Below are 15107 nucleotides of genomic sequence, written 5' to 3'. Positions count from 1 at the left end.
GGCAAAAATACAGAAAGGGGAAGCTCCAGATGTAGACTTATCCACAATCGAGTAGCCAAAAATACCTTTAAACCGTGTGGCTCAAAATTCGACTGCAAACTGGCTCAGATTGACGCTGGAATCAACAGATCTGCGGGACTGTTCCCTTGATTTGATCTTGCCCTTGGCTTCTTTAGAGCTGTGTCGGAAGCGGTATGACTCATTGCCTGTCTCGACGATGTGGCAGTGATGGGTAAGCCTATCGAGCAATGCCGTAGTCATCTTTGCATCCCCGAACACGGCAGACCACTCCGCAAACGTCAGGTTGGTGGTGATCAGAACGCTGGTGTGTTCATAGAGCTTGGACAGCAGATGGAACAGCAAGGCGCCGCCCGCTTGGCTGAATGGCAAGTACCCCAACTCATCCAGAATGACCAAGTCCATGCGCATCAAACTCATGGCTATGCGTCCCGGAATGCCTTTGGCCTTTTCGTGCTCCAACGCATTGACCAGATCCACTGTCGAGTAGAACCGCACACGCTTTGAATGGTGGGTCAAGCCAGAGATTCCCAGTGCGGTTGCCAAGTGGGTCTTACCGGTGCCAGGTCCACCAATCAGTACAACGTTCTGCGCGTCCTCTGTGAAGGTCAGGTCTGCCAGCTTCTTGATGAGCGCCTTGTCGACTTGCGATACGTCGAAGTCGAAGCCCGCGAGGTCCCGATGGATCGGGAAGCGTGCAGACTTCATCTGGTGGGTAATGGAACGCATATGCCGGTCCACATCCTCTGCCTGGAGCAAATGCTCGACCAGCCAGCGTGAGCTCTGAATTGCTGAGCCACCATCTTGTTCCATGAGGTCGGCCCAGGCAGCGGCCATACCATTCAACCTCAGGGCCTTGAGTTCGCTCTGAACGTTTCGTTCTGAATCATGCATGGAAGACTCCTTGATCATCGTTATGGGTTGGGCGCAGGCGGTCGTAGCGTGCGGTATCGGCTATGGGAAGGTGGGTCAATTGCAGAGCAGTCTGTGCATGCTCCGGCACCGGTGGCGCATTCAGCCGCGCCAGTACATTGCGCACATGCTCGGCACTGACGCTCCCGTTGGGTGTGGCCCCTTCAAGCACCAGATCCACCGCCACCAGGACCGCATCCAATCCGGCTTGTGGGACGGTGGCCAGCACCTGTGCCATCGTGCGGTCCCCTCCGGGGTGTCGCAGCAGCGATTTGCGCAACCGCTGCAATGACGCAGGAAGATCCAGAAACGGTGCCCCGTTTCTCAATGCGCCGGGCTTGCGTTGCACCAATTCGATGTAGTGCTGCCAGTCGTATGTCGTCTGACCGCTGCCTGGAGTTCTGGCATGACTGGCGATGATGGTTTCCGCGCAGGCAACATCCACCCGGTTCGGATACAGCCGGGTGCTCACCAGGTGCCCCGCCCATTCGCAGGGAACGGAGTAACGGTTGCGTGCCACCGCAACCAAGCAGGTGCTGCTGACCCGCGCAGGCTTCTCCACATAGCCATCAAAGAGCACCGGTATAGACATGAGATGGGGGCGCTCGAGCTCCAGCATTTCTGCCACAGTGAATTGCTTGTGGATGGGATGCACCGTATCCGCCCAGATGGAGTGGCATCGTTCTCCGAGCCAGGCGTTGAGTTCAGCGAATGACCCAAAGCGTCTGGTGCCAGCCTCAATCCAGATCCGCCTGCGGCTGTCCTGAACGTTCTTCTCCACCACGCCCTTCTCCCAGCCTGACGCCACATTGCAGAAGTCCGGATCAAACAGGTAATGACTGCACATGGCAGAGAAGCGTGCATTGACAATGCGGCCCTTGCCCTTCTTGACCTTGTCCACCGCCGTCTTCATGTTGTCGTAGATGCCACGCCTGGCAATACCACCCAACGCATGGAATGATCGGGTATGCGCGTCGAACAGCATCTCGTGACCCTGGCCAGGGTATGCCACCAGCCAGAAGGCACGACTGGCACATAGCTTCAGATGGGCCACCTGCATCTTGTAAAACACCCCGCCAACCAGCAGACCCTCTTCACTCCAGTCGAACTGGAATGCCTCGCCGAGCTCGAAGCTCAGCGGAACAAAAGCCTTGGTGGGATCCTTGACACTTTCCTCTCGCCAAGCACGAATGAAGGCAGTAACTGCGCTGTAGCCGCCTCGGTAGCCCTGCGCCTGAATCTGCGCAAACAGCGCCTTGCCGCTGCGCCGTGCGTGCTTGGCCCTATGCGCATCCGTACGCAGCGCTTGCACCAGCACGGGCTCAAATGGCGTGAGCTTGCCATCCGCCTGCTTGCGTTGGTACTTCGGGGTTATGTCGCCGGGGGCTTTGAGCCACTTCTTGACCGTGTTTCTGGCCAGTCCCGTCCTTCTGCAAATCTCTCCGTCAGAGAGTTGGTCGCGCAACTTCATGCGCCGCACCTTGCCAATCATGTCCATGGTGATCACCTTTTACATCCCTGCTGAAAGTTTCAGCAGAGCAGTGGAACACCCCTGTCAATTTTGGATCGGCACTCTCAGTTTCAGACTGTCAATTTTCGGTCAGCGGCAACATGCCTCCATCAACAATTTCGGTAAAGTCTACAGTTAATGCCTCTCGTCCACTGCGAGAAGTTAGCGCGTCCTGAAACCTCTGAATATCCCAAATGTGGAATTCCGCAGGAATTCCTTCAATAGACACTGCAGGCCAGTCGCGAACACGATCACTCAGAATTGCATCAGTTGCGAGATAAAGTCGAAACCTCGATATAGATTGCTTATGATGCAATAAAATCGATGAAAAGTCAGTTGCGGGATCCTCGTCGGCAGGTAAATGGTCATCGTGTCCGGCCAAGGCTTCATCAATGAAATTTGTAAGTTTGGAGAATTCGATTTTCGCTGAGGTTTGAGTTAAAGTATCAGGCTCTGTGCGACCATAAAAATTCGCAATAATAATGCGGAATGACCCGTCTGCTTCATCAATTGAGTAACCGTCTATTCCAAGATTCCTACGTCGAGTGCCTATTCCACGATAAGGGCACGGTGTGAAATCGACAAATTCCTCCGCCTCTTCCAGCATACGCCCAACAATTGCAACAAATCCATTCTGACGATCGTCTTCCCCAAACTCACGCAGTGACTGTGAAACAACATCGTTTCTAAAAATCTGTAGACCTTGATCCAAAACAAACTCCTTTAACTTATAACATAATTTGCATTAATAATGTCGCAACTCGATTGCGAATAAAACTATGCGAAAATTATGAAAAATCCATTGATTTATTAACGAATAGATATTCATTCAAGACAAAAAGTAAATATCAAACATACTTCCCCACGGCCTCCAAAAACCCCTTCTGCACCTTGCTCCGCAACCCCTTGGGCTCCAGCACCTGCACATCCGCCCCAAAGCGCATGATGTCCCCCACCAGCTCGCGGTCATCGGCGTACGGAAACGACAGCAGGTAGCTGCCGTCCGCCTCAAACGAACTCTCCTGCAGCGGGTGCCAGGATTCACCGGCCACCCAGCGCGCACGCTCGGGGGTGAAGCGCAGCTTGGCCCAGTCTTGTGCGGCACCGTTGAAGATGCCATAGCCGCTGCCCAGGGCCTGGTCTATGTTTTTGGTGCTGACCTCTTTGGCGGCGGTGTCCAGCACTTCAATCTTCTGGATGGCGTCTATGCTGAAGCTGCGCACGTCGTCGCGCAGGTGGCACCAGGCGTCCAGGTACCAGTTGTCGCGGTAGTGCACCAGGCGCTGGGGCGAGACTTGTCGCTCGGTGGTGATGCCGTTCTGGCGGTTGAAGTGCCAGATCTTCAGGCGCTTGCGGGCCATGGTGGCGGCGGCCACCACTTCGAATGATTTGGCCTGTACCACGCGCTTGCCGGCGTGGACGATGCGTATGCGCTTGGCTACGTCCTGGCTGGCCAGGCCGTGCTTGTCCATGAGCTGGTTCAGGCGGCTTTGCAGGGGTTTGAGTTTGTTGCCCAAGAGGCCGGGCTCCAACTGCTCCAGCAGTTGCTGGATGGTGACCAGGGCCAGTATTTCTTCCTGGCTGAACCACAGGCCGGGCAGTTCGTTGTCGGTGTGGGCGTCTTCAAGCAGGTAGCCGCCCAGGTCGCGGTCAAAGCGGATGGGCACATGCAGCTGGTCGCGCAGCTTGGCGATGTCGCGCTTGAGGGTGGCGCGCGACACTTCCAGCGCGGCCATCAGCTCATTGGCAGACACAGCTGTGCGGCTGCCCAGCAGGCTTTTGTATCGGTATAACCGGACGACTTCACTCATGCCTCGCGTACCTTGCTTCTAATGGTTTTTTTTGCATCTTAATGCGTGCACATGACGCACGGCCCGGTGTGTATGGTGGGTGACGCACTGGCAGCTGCTGTGCGATGTATCAAAGTGGGGCAAGTTTGTGCCAAGGCGTGTGCGTGGCGTGGGCTTGGGGGCCTGTGCTTATGGCCAGCGATGCGGGGTTTGGGGAGGCGGGACGGGGCTCGTGTGGTGAGCCTGGGTGCGTCAGCTTCACCCGGCCCTATCCCGCCAACCCAAACGCTGGTGCCATGCGTTCCTGCTCGCTTGCGCTCAGGCCCAGGTGTGTAGCCAGCTTGGGCCACTGCTGAACGATGGCCCGGCTGTTTGCAACCACGGTCTTGGCCGCCTTTGCGCTTATGCGGAAATAGGGTGCCACGGAGAGTGCCAGGTCCAGATCCAACGCGTTGTCGGCTTCGCTGATGTTGAGCTTCAGGCCTTGTGAGCCGGGTACGGGGTTCATGTCATACGCACCGGACAGACGCCACCCTTTGCCTGACACCAGGATGCAGCCGTGGTTGCGCAAGTGGTCATCGGTATTGGACACAAGCTGGTTAAACACAATGCGCGACCACAACTCTCGCAGGTCGGCATCGGTCTGCGCGCCATGGTCCATCAGCACGCGGGCGATTTCCAGATAGCTGACACCGGTCGACTCGTCGTCACCGTCCTTGTGCCCGGTGAGTGTCATGGCGGATGCGAAGTGCAGGCGTCGGCCCTCTGCCGTGCGGTCAAAGCGCTTTACCAGGAAAGTATGGTGGCGGCTGGCAAAACGCCGCGCCATGGCGTCAGGCACACGCAGGCCGCAGGACTGGGCCAGTGTGTGCACCACCAGCTCCCAGGCGCCAACATCGTGGGTGTCATGCACGCTGGGAAACTTGGCGATCCACAGGTGGCCATCCGGGTCGACCACGCTGGCCTTTGGCCTTGCGCCGCCCAATGAGCCGCCAGGCGCCAGCAGCATGCGCAACCAGCTGTCGCCACCTGCCGCGGTGTTGTCTTCATCACGCTCCAGCGCCAGGCTTGCGGCTTCGAGTTCGCGCAACTGCACAAACGGCGGCGCGGCCACGCCGTGACGGTCGTCTACGAAATCGCCTGCGTCGTCCGGCCGCAGCCGCAGGGCACCTACGCGGAAGGCGTCATGCACGCCCAGCAGGTAATCTGATTCGTGCAGTCGCACGGCTTTGCCAACCAGCCCGGAACGCTGCTCACGTTCCAGGCGGCGGCGCATAAGCAGGCGACCCCAGCGGTCGGGGCTGGCATCCGCAAAGACGCCGAAGTTGGTATGGCCTTGGGGCGGGTGTTGTCGCCCCTGAAAGAGGCCGAGCCTGGGGTCAAGATACAGCTTGCTCAGGGCTGGATGCGAGAGAGCGGCCGCATCGAACGCAAACTCAAAGATTTCGCGGCCAGCACCGCGCTGCACGTGCAGCAAGCCCAGGCGAAGTGGTGCGGGCAAGTCGCTCCAGTCGGCATATACAGCAATGGTGCGCATGGCTTAGCGGCCTTTGGGCTTGGGTATTGGCGCGGGTGTGGGCACGTCTAAAAGCCCGGCCAGTGCCGCGGAACTGGAGAAGCCATTCTTTGCCACCCAGCTGTGTTCGGGTGGGGTGGGCTTGACGCGCTGTGACACTGCAGTTGTCTTTGCAACCGGGGGCGCAACGCTTGCGACCTTCTTGCGGGTGGCGGGCAAGCGTGCGTCCTGCAACTCCCGCCCTTGGGTGTCAGCATGGGCCAGCAGACCGAGATCGCTCTCAAGGCCAAGCACCTGCATGACAGACAAGTAGGCACCCATGGTCACGCCGGGGCCACCGCGCTCCAGGCTGCGCAAGGTCATGGGGGACATACCGGAGCGCTCAGCCACCTGCTTGGCTGTCAGCCGCCGCCGCTGCCGCGCCAGCCGCAAGCGTTCACCAAATTGCTGCAGCAGGTTGGCTGTGGAAGGAAGCAAGGGGGCGGTATTCTTGGCCATAGCGTCAATATTTTATCTATATTGAAAATAAATAGCCACTTTATTGACACTATTTGCCTGAGGACGCTTGCCGTGTGTGGACTCTGTCCGTCCCCTACGGCAGGGTGCATCGCCTCTCACTCAAACGGATTGACCACCTGTATGGCGCAGCCCACAAAGTCGCGCACATTGCGGGTGGCCAGCACCAGCTGATGCTCCAGGGCGGTAGCGGCTATGAGCATGTCGGGCGCGCTGCGAACGATGCCCTGGGCCTGGAATTGGCCACGCAAGACGCCCCCGCGCTGCGCAATCGAGGCCGTGACAGGGTAGACCGCGTGCATGCGTTCCACCATGGCATTGAAGAGCGCAAGCTTGCGCGTGTGGGGTTGCCAGGCCAGGCCAAAGTGCGCTTCCTCCAGGGTGATGGCGGAGATGGCCAGCAGCTCCACCGATTGCAGCCAGCGCATGACCTGCGCATCGGGTGTCTTTTTGACAAACTCGCTGATGACGTTGGTGTCAGCCAGAACGATGGTGGTAGCCATGCCGCGGCCTTAGCTCGGGTCTGCAAAGGCGTTGGCGCGCTGCCACGCGCTTGACCGCGTGCCTGCCTCGGCCCCGGCCAAGCCGGTGTCGTCTTCTGGCGCATAGGTCTGGCGCAGTTGCTCCAGCTGGCTGTAAAAGCTCTGGGCAGGCGGCTTGCCTGCGGCCTCGCTGTGCTGGAAGTAGTCGGCAGAAACAAGCACCGCCACCGCCTTGTTCCGGTTGGTGATGACCTGCGGCTGCTGCTGAGCGGCTGCAATCAGGGCGGACAGTTGCTGGCGGGTCTGGGCAATGGAGATAGACATAAACTTCCTTTTATGTACATGGAATATGTACATTTTAGGTTTTTATCGCAATTTCGTGCAGGACATAGAGCAGGAGCGCAGTTCCGGCAGCGTGCAGACCATGAACCGCATCTTCGGCATGCTGGGCCTGAAGCTGGGTGTGGCACGAACCTCGATAGATTCACCGACATGACAGGTCATTCGCGCAAAAAGGCAGCCTAAGGGCCTCCGGTGATATGACCAACAAAATGGACACTTTTATTATTAATTGTCCAATATAATGGACATATGAGCACCTACTCCGATACTTCCACCGTACTGGATCGCCAGTTGCTGCTGCAACTCGGCGCGAGGCTCAAACGCCTGCGCAAGCAGCAGGGATCATCCAGCGTAGCCATGGCCCAGCGCGTTGGCATATCGCGCACCACACTCGGTGCCGTGGAGGCAGGTGATCCCGCACCATCGATTGGCACCTACCTGCGTGTGATGTCGGCACTGGGTGTATCCGGCGAGCTGGCGTTATTGGGCAGTGGCGCACTTCAAACCGGGCAACCAGTAGCCAAGGCAACCTCCAAGCGCTCAGCGCCGCCGCTGTCCCTGGTCGTTAAGGCGGCTGATGGTGCACACGACGTTCAGGATCTGCAGAGCTTGATGCTGCACAAAGAGGCGGTTCGCCTGATCCAGAGTGATCCCGCGCTGCTTCAAAAGGCCACTGCCACCCTGGATAGGTGGCGCAGTTCACCAGACAAGCGCTCCCAATTTTTGTGGGACGAGTGGTCGGTGATATTGCACCGTCACGATTGGCGCCGCGCCTTGAGCAACTCCCGCCGTGCCAAGGAGCTTAGGCAGGCATCACCCTTGCCAAGCATTTTGCCGCCCGAAGTGCGCGAAAACGTTCTGGCGCAAGTGCGCTCGCTCAAGCAGGGTATGGAACTTGGTGGCCCAACATGAATCGGCAGTACGTGGAACGAGAGGCCATGCGCTTGGCCACACATTGGGCTCCCCCCAAGCCGACACCCTGGCCCCACTTCGCTGCGCGCTGCACCTACTGATTTGTCAGGCTCAAGCCTAGCGGCAAGTAAAGGGTCATGGGCGCATCCATACAAGGGATGAAACCGTATTGCTCGTAGAAGAACTTCGCTTCTTCATCTTTCGCATCCACCAGCAGCGCGTAGGCACCAACCAGGCTACGGGCATGCAAACACCTGTCAACGGCACAGCCAATCAGAATCTCGCCCAATCCGGCTCCACGACTTTCAATAGCGCGTGCCAGGCGCCCCATGCGAAAGCAAGGCACGGGGTAGCGGGGCAGCTTCTTGCGTTCGGTGTCACTGAGTTGTTGAACATCTATTTGTGCCGCACTGAGCGTGTAGAAACCCAGTATCTTGCTTGGCGCCGCGTCATCAACAATCACGAAGACGGTGTTGATGCCTTTTGAACTCTGCTGCGCTGCATATTTGTGCAAGAAATCATCGAGAGCCGACACCCCACAATGAAAGCTTGCGCGATCGTGCACCCTGACATCAAAAACCTGCTCTTCAAGCACGCTTGACCTTTGCCACTGCCTTCAGCGCACCCTGCAACGCCGGGTTAGGCTTGAACGCGCCATGGAGCGCTGCGTTGAAGGCAAGAAAATCTCTTTTGGAGAGCGTTACCCGAGACTCCTGCTCCAACAGGGTTTGAGCTTTCTCTTTGGCCGCACTGCGGACAAAGCCGGCCATCGTTGTGCCCATAAGGCTTGCCGCACGGGAGAGAAGGTCCTTGTCCTCGGCATCAAGCTTTAGATCAAAACGGGCAACTGTGGCCATGGCAACTCCAAAAAAATCATACGGTATTTTGCCGTATCAAATCAGGGTGGTCAACTTGAAGAAGCAGAGCGACTGCTTCGGACTTAAGCGCGCATTCGCCGCTGGGTAAAGATGCTGCGGGACCAGGGCTACGACATTCCAAGGGCGTGAGCGGATAGACTCCCTTTGATGACCGAAGACCTGAAGCAACACACACCCATGATGGCCCAGTACCTGGCCCTCAAGGCGGACTTTCCGGACACGCTGCTGTTCTACCGCATGGGTGACTTCTACGAGATGTTTTACACGGATGCCGAGAAGGCCGCGCGCCTCTTGGACATCACGCTGACCACGCGCGGCCAGTCGGCGGGCCAGCCCATCCAGATGGCCGGTGTGCCCTTTCATGCGATGGAGGGGTATCTGGCCAAGCTGATTCGCCAGGGCGAGTCGGTGGCGATTTGCGAGCAGATTGGCGAGGTGGGTGGCAAGGGGCCGGTGGAGCGCAAGGTGATGCGCGTGGTGACACCGGGCACGCTGACCGATGCCGAGCTGCTGAACGAAAAAACCGAGTCCATGCTGATGGCCGTGCACCAGGGCCCACGCAACCGCTGCGGCCTGGCCTGGCTGTCGGTGACGCAGGGGATCGTGTTCCTGGCCGAGTGCGCGCCCGACGCGCTGGGCGCGTGGATCAGCCGCATTGCGCCCAGCGAGCTGGCCTACAGCGCCACCGTCACCACCAGCTTTGAAGAACGCCTGAAGCGCCTGCGCATGGGCACTTCCGTATTCCTGACGGCCCGGCCCGAATGGCAGTTTGACAGTGCCCTGGGCCAGACCAAGCTGCTCTCCGCCCTGCAGGCTGCAAGCCTCACGAGCTGGAACGCACAAGACCTGCCGCTGGCCCATGCCGCAGCGGGCGCGCTGTTGGCCTATGCCGAGCACACGCAGGGCCGCACGCTCACCCACATCAGCAGCGTGCAGGTACAGCGCGACGATGCTTTGATAGACCTGCCTGCCACCACGCGGCGCAACCTGGAGCTCACACTCACCCTGCGCGGCGAGGACTCCCCTACCCTCTTCAGCCTGCTCGACACCTGCATGACCGGCATGGGCAGCCGCGCCTTGAAGCGCTGGCTGCTGGAGCCCAAACGCGAGCGCACCGAGGCCCGGCACCGCCTGCACGCCATTGCCACCCTGCACACCGGCCCCAACGCCAACCTGTGGCAGAGCCTGCGCCAGCAGCTCAAGGGCTGTGCCGATGTGGAGCGCATCACCGCCCGCCTGGCCCTGCGCCAGGTGCGCCCGCGCGAGCTGGTGGCGCTCTTGAACACACTGCAAAAAACCCAGGCGCTGTCGCAGCATCTGCAGGGCCTGGACGGCCAGCTGCAGGCCATTGCCACCGACCTGCTGACGCCCCCCGAATGCGCCAACCTGATTGCCGCCGGCATTGCCCCTGAGCCGGCCGCGATGGTGCGCGACGGCGGTGTGATTGCCAGCGGCTTTGATGCCGAGCTGGACGAGCTGCGCGGCATCCAGACCAACTGCGATGCCTTCCTGCTGGACCTGGAGGTGCGCGAAAAAGCGCGCAGCGGCATCCCCAATTTGCGTGTGCAGTTCAACCGTGTGCACGGCTTCTACATCGAAGTCAGCACAGGCCAAGCCAGCAAGGTGCCCGAGGACTACCGGCGCCGCCAGACCCTGAAAAACGCCGAGCGCTTCATCACCCCGGAGCTCAAGGCCTTCGAAGACAAAGCCCTGAGTGCGCAGGACCGCGCACTGGCGCGCGAGAAGTGGCTGTTCGAGCAGGTGCTGGACCAGCTGCAGGCCTTTGTGCCCATGCTGACCCGCACAGCGCAGGCCCTGGCCGCGCTGGATGCGCTGTGCGCACTGACCGAGCGCGCGCTGACGCTGGACTGGTGCGCACCGCAGTTTGTGGAGCAGCCCTGCATAGACATCACGCAGGGCCGCCACCCGGTGGTGCAGGCGCGGCTGGCCGAGTTGTCCAGCGGTAACTTCATCGCCAACGACACCCGACTGGGCGCCAAGCAGCGCATGCAGATGATCACCGGCCCCAACATGGGCGGCAAGTCCACCTACATGCGCCAGGTGGCCCTCATCGTGCTACTGGCCAGCATGGGCAGCCATGTGCCGGCCACGGCCTGCACGCTGGGGCCCATAGACGCCATCCACACCCGCATAGGCGCGGCCGATGACCTGGCCAATGCCCAGTCCACCTTCATGCTGGAGATGACCGAGGGTGCGCAGATCCTGCACGCGGCCACGCCACAAAGCCTGGTGCTGATGGACGAGATAGGCCGCGGCACCTCCACCTTTGACGGCCTGGCGCTGGCCTCGGCCATTGCCACGCAGCTGCATGACAAGACGCAGGCCTTCACCCTGTTTGCCACGCACTACTTCGAACTCACCGAATTCCCGGCCACGCACCACGCAGCGGTGAACGTGCATGTGAGCGCGGCCGAGGCCGGGCGCGACATTGTGTTCCTGCATGCGATTGAGCCCGGTCCGGCCAGCAAGAGCTATGGCGTGCAGGTGGCGCGCCTCGCCGGCATGCCTGCAGCCGTGCTCAACCAGGCACGCCACACGCTGGATGCGCTGGAGGCCAACGCCACCGCTTCGCAGCGCCAGGTGGATCTGTTTGCTGCGGCGCCGGTGGCTGAAGTAGCTTCGGTGTCAGCCGTTGAAGCAGCCGTGGCCGCACTCGACCCGGATGCCATGAGCCCGCGCGAAGCGATGGATGCGATCTACCAACTCAAGGCCCTGGTGCGCACCGTTTGAAGGCCTTGCTGCGCACGGATATGGGGCTGCTGTAGGGGCTGTCGTTGGCAGGCTGAAAAAAGGCGCTTTTTGCTGATGTGCGTCAATAACAGACCGTATGATGAAGTGGCGGTTCAGTCACTGGAAGCTGTACCGGCCACCTCCCCACATACATGCGACACAGAAAGAGGCTGCCATCAATACGCTCAACAACCTGAGAATTTCCACGCGCCTCACGGCCACCTTTGCCATGCTGGTGGCGGCCATGCTGGTCATTGCCGTGACCGGCGTATTCCAGATGGGCATGATGTGGCGCAACGCCGATGAGATATCCACTCTGTGGCTGCCCAAATCGGTATCGGTGAACAAGATGGGCTCGCAGCTGGCCAGCTACCGCATGGCCGAACTGCAGTTTGTGATGAGCACGGTGGACAGCGAGTCCGACGAACTGCAGAAAAAAATGGCCAAGGGCCTGGCGGCCTTCCAGGCAGACAGCAAGGCCTTTGGCGAGCGCATTACCGATGACAACGAGCGCAAGCTGTTTGACAGCTTCATGGCCGATTGGGCGGCCTACCTCAAGATCCACGAGCAGGTGGTGTCCCTCACCAAGCAGTTCCAGGCAGACCAAGGCAAGCGCCTGCTCAACACCACGGCCGAGAAGCTGTTCGTCAAGGCCACGGCCACACTCGACCAGTTGGTGGACATCAGCCAGAAGGGGGCCACCGACGAGGGCGCCAACATGGTGACCAGCTACAACACGGCGCGTGTGGCCATGCTGGTGATTGCCGCCCTGGGCGTGGGCCTGGCAGCAGTGGCGGCCACGGTGCTGATCCGCTCTATTACCAAGCCGCTGTCAGAAGCCGTGCAGGCCATTGAGCGCGTGGCTGGCGGTGACTTGAGCGTGGCCATCAACGCCACCACCAAAGACGAGGCAGGCCAGCTGCTCACCGCGCTGAACAACATGCAGCACGGCCTGATTGAGGTGGTGAGCAAGGTGCGCCACGGCTCGGAAAGCGTGTCTGCCGCCAGCGAAGAAATTGCCTCGGGCAACCAGGACCTGTCCAACCGCACCGAGCAGCAAGCCACCGACCTGGAGCAGACCAACGCGCACATGAACCGGCTCAGCGGTGCTGTGGCCGAGAACGCCGAGAACGCGCGCCAGGCCAACCAGCTGGCACAGGGCGCATCAAACCTGGCGGTGCGGGGTGGCGAAGTGGTGGGTCAGGTGGTGGAGACGATGAAGGGCATCAACGACTCTTCGCGCAAGATCTCCGACATCATCAGCGTGATTGACGGCATTGCTTTCCAGACCAACATCCTGGCGCTGAACGCCGCAGTGGAAGCAGCGCGTGCCGGCGAACAGGGGCGCGGCTTTGCGGTGGTGGCCAGCGAGGTGCGTTCCCTGGCCGGGCGCTCGGCCGACGCGGCCAAGGAGATCAAGAGCCTGATCAATGCCAGCGTGGAGCGCGTGGAGCACGGCAGCACCCAGGTGGGCCAGGCCGGGCAGACCATGACCGAACTGGTGGAGGCCATCAAGAAGGTGGCCAGCATCATGGGCGAAATCAGCGAGTCCAGCCGCGAGCAGGCCGCAGGCGTGCAGCAGCTGGGTGCATCCATGTCCAACATGGACCAGGCCACGCTGCAAAACGCGGCCATGGTGGAAGAAATTTCTGCCGCAGCCAACACGCTCAGGCACCAGGCCACCGATCTGGTGGAGGCGGTGTCGGTGTTCAAGGTGGGGCGCGGCGGCTACCTGGCGCTGGGTTAGGGCCAAGCCCCGTGGCCGTCAGGCGCTCGCCTGACGCGCTCGCCTAAAATCAGCGTTTTGTATACGAATCCGCTTCATGACTTATTGCGTCGCCATCAAACTCAACGCCGGCCTGGTGTTCCTCTCCGATTCCCGCACCAACGCGGGGCTGGACCAGATCAGCACCTTCCGCAAGATGATTGTTTACGAGAAGCCGGACGACCGTTTCATGGTGCTGCTGTCGGCGGGCAACCTGAGCATTTCGCAAAGCATCCGCGAAATTTTGCAGGTGGAGCGGCTCAAGGACCACGACGAAGACGAAGGCGTGACCATCTGGAACGCCAAGAGCATGTTTGATGCGGCCCGCGTGCTGGGGGCAGCCATCCGCAAGGTGCATGACCGCGATGCCGGCTCGCTGCAGCAGTCGGGGGTGGACTTCAATGTCTCGCTGATTTTTGGTGGCCAGATCAAGGGCGAAGGCATGCGCCTGTTCCAGGTGTATTCGGCCGGCAACTTCATTGAAGCCACGCCCGAGACACCCTACTTCCAGGTGGGTGAGTCCAAGTACGGCAAGCCGGTGCTGGACCGCGTGATCACCCCCACCACGCCGCTGGACGAGGCCGCCAAGTGCGCACTGGTGTCCATGGACTCCACGCTCAAGTCGAACCTGTCGGTGGGCCTGCCCATGGACATGGTGGTGTACGAGGCCAACAGCTTCCAGACCGACAAGGTGGTCTGCATTGACGAGAACAACCCCTACTTCAAGATGCTGCACGGCAGCTGGGGCCAGAAGCTGCGCGAGGTGTTTGACAGCATCGAAGACCCGACCTGGGACGGCGCACAGACCGAGGTGCCGCTGATGGTGCCCACGGCGCGCAGCCTGCCACTCAAGAAGATCACTACCCCTGACGAACGGCTGATCTAGACCTTGCAAGGGCGGGCGCAGTGATTGTTTTCTCCCACGCCAATAGTTTCCCGGCCAGCACCTACAAGGTGCTGTTCAAGAGCCTGCGCGGGCGCGGCTTTACCGTGCGGGCGCTGGAGAAGTTTGGCCATGACCCGCTCTACCCCGTCAGCAGCAACTGGCCGCATCTGGTGCGCCAGCTGTGCGCGTTCATGCAACAGGAGGCCGAGAAGACAAGCCAGCCGGTCTGGCTGGTGGGTCACTCGCTGGGCGGCTACCTGAGCTTCATGGCAGCGCTGCGCTTGCCGCAGCTGGTGCGGGGCGTGGTGCTGATTGACTCGCCCCTGCTGGGCGGCTGGAAATCCAGCCTGGTGGGGTTGGCCAAGCGCACGAACATGGTGGGCTCGTTCTCGCCCGGTGCGGTGAGCCAGCGCAGGCGCAACAGCTGGGCCAGCACGGATGAGGCCTTTGCCCACTTTCGCAGCAAAAAAGCCTTTGCCCACTGGGACGAGCAGGTGCTGCGCGATTACGTGAACTTTGGCACCGAAGAAAAAGGCGGCAAGCGGGTACTGGCCTTTGACCGCCTGGTGGAGACCGACATCTACAACGCCCTGCCCCACAACCTGGAGCGCCAGCTCAGGCGCCACCCGCTGCAGTGCCCGGTGCACTTCATTGGCGGAACCGATTCCGAAGAGCTGCGCCGCGTGGGCACCCGGCTCACGCAAAAGGTGACACAGGGCCGCATCAGCATGATCGAAGGCAGCCACCTGTTCCCCATGGAGAAGCCGGTGGAGACAGCGGCCGCCATCGAAGCTGCTATTCGCGCAATGGAAAACGCGGCTTAAAACAG

Annotated in this window: 16 protein-coding genes; 6 read left to right on the top strand and 10 right to left on the bottom strand. The window is 60.4% G+C overall.

From position 1 onward, the window contains the following. Window positions 1-81 precede the first annotated feature (81 nt). The 8 genes from istB to DIC66_RS08010 all read right to left on the bottom strand — a co-directional run bounded on the left by istB (window position 82) and on the right by DIC66_RS08010 (window position 7068). Window positions 82-912 (bottom strand): IS21-like element helper ATPase IstB, encoded by an 831-nt coding sequence (istB, locus tag DIC66_RS08040; protein WP_117175856.1) that lies wholly within the window; start codon window positions 910-912, stop codon window positions 82-84. Further along, window positions 905-2428 carry an IS21 family transposase gene (gene istA, locus DIC66_RS08035; RefSeq protein WP_117175934.1) on the bottom strand — a complete coding sequence of 508 codons (1524 nt, stop codon included), beginning with the start codon at window positions 2426-2428 and terminating at the stop codon, window positions 905-907. Before istA ends, istB begins: the two co-directional genes overlap by 8 nt. A gap of 91 nt (window positions 2429-2519) precedes the next feature. Continuing rightward, window positions 2520-3152 carry a hypothetical protein gene (locus tag DIC66_RS22885; protein WP_147321268.1) on the bottom strand — a complete coding sequence of 211 codons (633 nt, stop codon included), beginning with the start codon at window positions 3150-3152 and terminating at the stop codon, window positions 2520-2522. Window positions 3153-3288: 136 nt separating this feature from the next. Then, window positions 3289-4251 carry a helix-turn-helix transcriptional regulator gene (locus tag DIC66_RS08030; protein WP_117175854.1) on the bottom strand — a complete coding sequence of 321 codons (963 nt, stop codon included), beginning with the start codon at window positions 4249-4251 and terminating at the stop codon, window positions 3289-3291. Window positions 4252-4498: 247 nt separating this feature from the next. After that, window positions 4499-5767, bottom strand: a complete 1269-nt coding sequence (locus DIC66_RS08025; protein ID WP_117175852.1) for a type II toxin-antitoxin system HipA family toxin — start codon at window positions 5765-5767, stop codon at window positions 4499-4501. A 3-nt stretch (window positions 5768-5770) separates the two neighbouring features. Next, window positions 5771-6244 (bottom strand): helix-turn-helix domain-containing protein, encoded by a 474-nt coding sequence (locus DIC66_RS08020; RefSeq protein ID WP_117175850.1) that lies wholly within the window; start codon window positions 6242-6244, stop codon window positions 5771-5773. A 116-nt stretch (window positions 6245-6360) separates the two neighbouring features. Further along, window positions 6361-6765, bottom strand: coding sequence for a type II toxin-antitoxin system VapC family toxin (locus DIC66_RS08015; RefSeq protein ID WP_117175848.1), 405 nt, complete (start codon window positions 6763-6765; stop codon window positions 6361-6363). 9 nt (window positions 6766-6774) lie between these two features. Then, complete coding sequence (locus DIC66_RS08010) at window positions 6775-7068, bottom strand: type II toxin-antitoxin system Phd/YefM family antitoxin (protein WP_158558869.1); 294 nt, start codon at window positions 7066-7068, stop codon at window positions 6775-6777. Window positions 7069-7093: 25 nt separating this feature from the next. Here DIC66_RS08010 and DIC66_RS08005 point away from each other — a divergent pair, with 25 nt between their 5' ends. Beyond that, window positions 7094-7240: a hypothetical protein gene (locus DIC66_RS08005; protein ID WP_233505828.1), complete on the top strand. Its 147-nt coding sequence runs from the start codon at window positions 7094-7096 to the stop codon at window positions 7238-7240. Between the two features lie 95 nt (window positions 7241-7335). After that, window positions 7336-7998 (top strand): helix-turn-helix transcriptional regulator, encoded by a 663-nt coding sequence (locus DIC66_RS08000; RefSeq protein ID WP_117175844.1) that lies wholly within the window; start codon window positions 7336-7338, stop codon window positions 7996-7998. A gap of 94 nt (window positions 7999-8092) precedes the next feature. Here the strand turns inward: DIC66_RS08000 and DIC66_RS07995 are convergent, their stop codons facing one another. Both DIC66_RS07995 and DIC66_RS07990 read right to left on the bottom strand, forming a co-directional pair. Next, entirely contained in the window at window positions 8093-8593 is a 501-nt protein-coding gene (locus tag DIC66_RS07995) for a GNAT family N-acetyltransferase (RefSeq protein ID WP_117175842.1), read from the bottom strand. Further along, window positions 8586-8855 carry a type II toxin-antitoxin system TacA family antitoxin gene (locus DIC66_RS07990; protein WP_117175840.1) on the bottom strand — a complete coding sequence of 90 codons (270 nt, stop codon included), beginning with the start codon at window positions 8853-8855 and terminating at the stop codon, window positions 8586-8588. Before DIC66_RS07990 ends, DIC66_RS07995 begins: the two co-directional genes overlap by 8 nt. A 168-nt stretch (window positions 8856-9023) precedes the next feature. Here DIC66_RS07990 and mutS point away from each other — a divergent pair, with 168 nt between their 5' ends. The 4 genes from mutS to DIC66_RS07970 all read left to right on the top strand — a co-directional run bounded on the left by mutS (window position 9024) and on the right by DIC66_RS07970 (window position 15102). Further along, complete coding sequence (gene mutS, locus DIC66_RS07985; protein ID WP_199534683.1) at window positions 9024-11627, top strand: DNA mismatch repair protein MutS; 2604 nt, start codon at window positions 9024-9026, stop codon at window positions 11625-11627. Between the two features lie 97 nt (window positions 11628-11724). Then, on the top strand, window positions 11725-13374 hold the full coding sequence (locus DIC66_RS07980) for a methyl-accepting chemotaxis protein (protein WP_117175836.1): 1650 nt from the start codon (window positions 11725-11727) through the stop codon (window positions 13372-13374). Window positions 13375-13450: 76 nt separating this feature from the next. After that, window positions 13451-14278, top strand: a complete 828-nt coding sequence (locus DIC66_RS07975; RefSeq protein WP_117175834.1) for a proteasome-type protease — start codon at window positions 13451-13453, stop codon at window positions 14276-14278. Window positions 14279-14301: 23 nt separating this feature from the next. Then, the gene (locus DIC66_RS07970; protein WP_117175932.1) at window positions 14302-15102 is read left to right on the top strand and encodes an alpha/beta fold hydrolase; all 801 of its coding nucleotides are present in this window, start codon (window positions 14302-14304) and stop codon (window positions 15100-15102) included. Window positions 15103-15107 lie beyond the last annotated feature (5 nt).

The sequence above is a fragment of the Rhodoferax lacus genome (assembly GCF_003415675.1).
Lineage (GTDB): Bacteria > Pseudomonadota > Gammaproteobacteria > Burkholderiales > Burkholderiaceae_C > Allorhodoferax > Allorhodoferax lacus.
This window is presented reverse-complemented; position numbering and strand designations above follow the sequence as displayed.

Excerpts from the sequence above, each read along its gene's own strand:
- DIC66_RS08005 (WP_233505828.1), top strand. The coding sequence starts at position 7,094 with ATGTACATTTTAGGTTTTTATCGCAATTTCGTGCAGGACATAGAGCAG.
- DIC66_RS07975 (WP_117175834.1), top strand. The coding sequence starts at position 13,451 with ATGACTTATTGCGTCGCCATCAAACTCAACGCCGGCCTGGTGTTCCTC.
- DIC66_RS08010 (WP_158558869.1), bottom strand. The coding sequence starts at position 7,068 with ATGTCTATCTCCATTGCCCAGACCCGCCAGCAACTGTCCGCCCTGATT.
- DIC66_RS07990 (WP_117175840.1), bottom strand. The coding sequence starts at position 8,855 with ATGGCCACAGTTGCCCGTTTTGATCTAAAGCTTGATGCCGAGGACAAG.
- DIC66_RS08015 (WP_117175848.1), bottom strand. The coding sequence starts at position 6,765 with ATGGCTACCACCATCGTTCTGGCTGACACCAACGTCATCAGCGAGTTT.
- DIC66_RS08025 (WP_117175852.1), bottom strand. The coding sequence starts at position 5,767 with ATGCGCACCATTGCTGTATATGCCGACTGGAGCGACTTGCCCGCACCA.
- istB (WP_117175856.1), bottom strand. The coding sequence starts at position 912 with ATGCATGATTCAGAACGAAACGTTCAGAGCGAACTCAAGGCCCTGAGG.
- DIC66_RS08030 (WP_117175854.1), bottom strand. The coding sequence starts at position 4,251 with ATGAGTGAAGTCGTCCGGTTATACCGATACAAAAGCCTGCTGGGCAGC.
- mutS (WP_199534683.1), top strand. The coding sequence starts at position 9,024 with ATGACCGAAGACCTGAAGCAACACACACCCATGATGGCCCAGTACCTG.
- DIC66_RS07980 (WP_117175836.1), top strand. The coding sequence starts at position 11,725 with ATGATGAAGTGGCGGTTCAGTCACTGGAAGCTGTACCGGCCACCTCCC.
- istA (WP_117175934.1), bottom strand. The coding sequence starts at position 2,428 with ATGGACATGATTGGCAAGGTGCGGCGCATGAAGTTGCGCGACCAACTC.
- DIC66_RS08020 (WP_117175850.1), bottom strand. The coding sequence starts at position 6,244 with ATGGCCAAGAATACCGCCCCCTTGCTTCCTTCCACAGCCAACCTGCTG.
- DIC66_RS08000 (WP_117175844.1), top strand. The coding sequence starts at position 7,336 with ATGAGCACCTACTCCGATACTTCCACCGTACTGGATCGCCAGTTGCTG.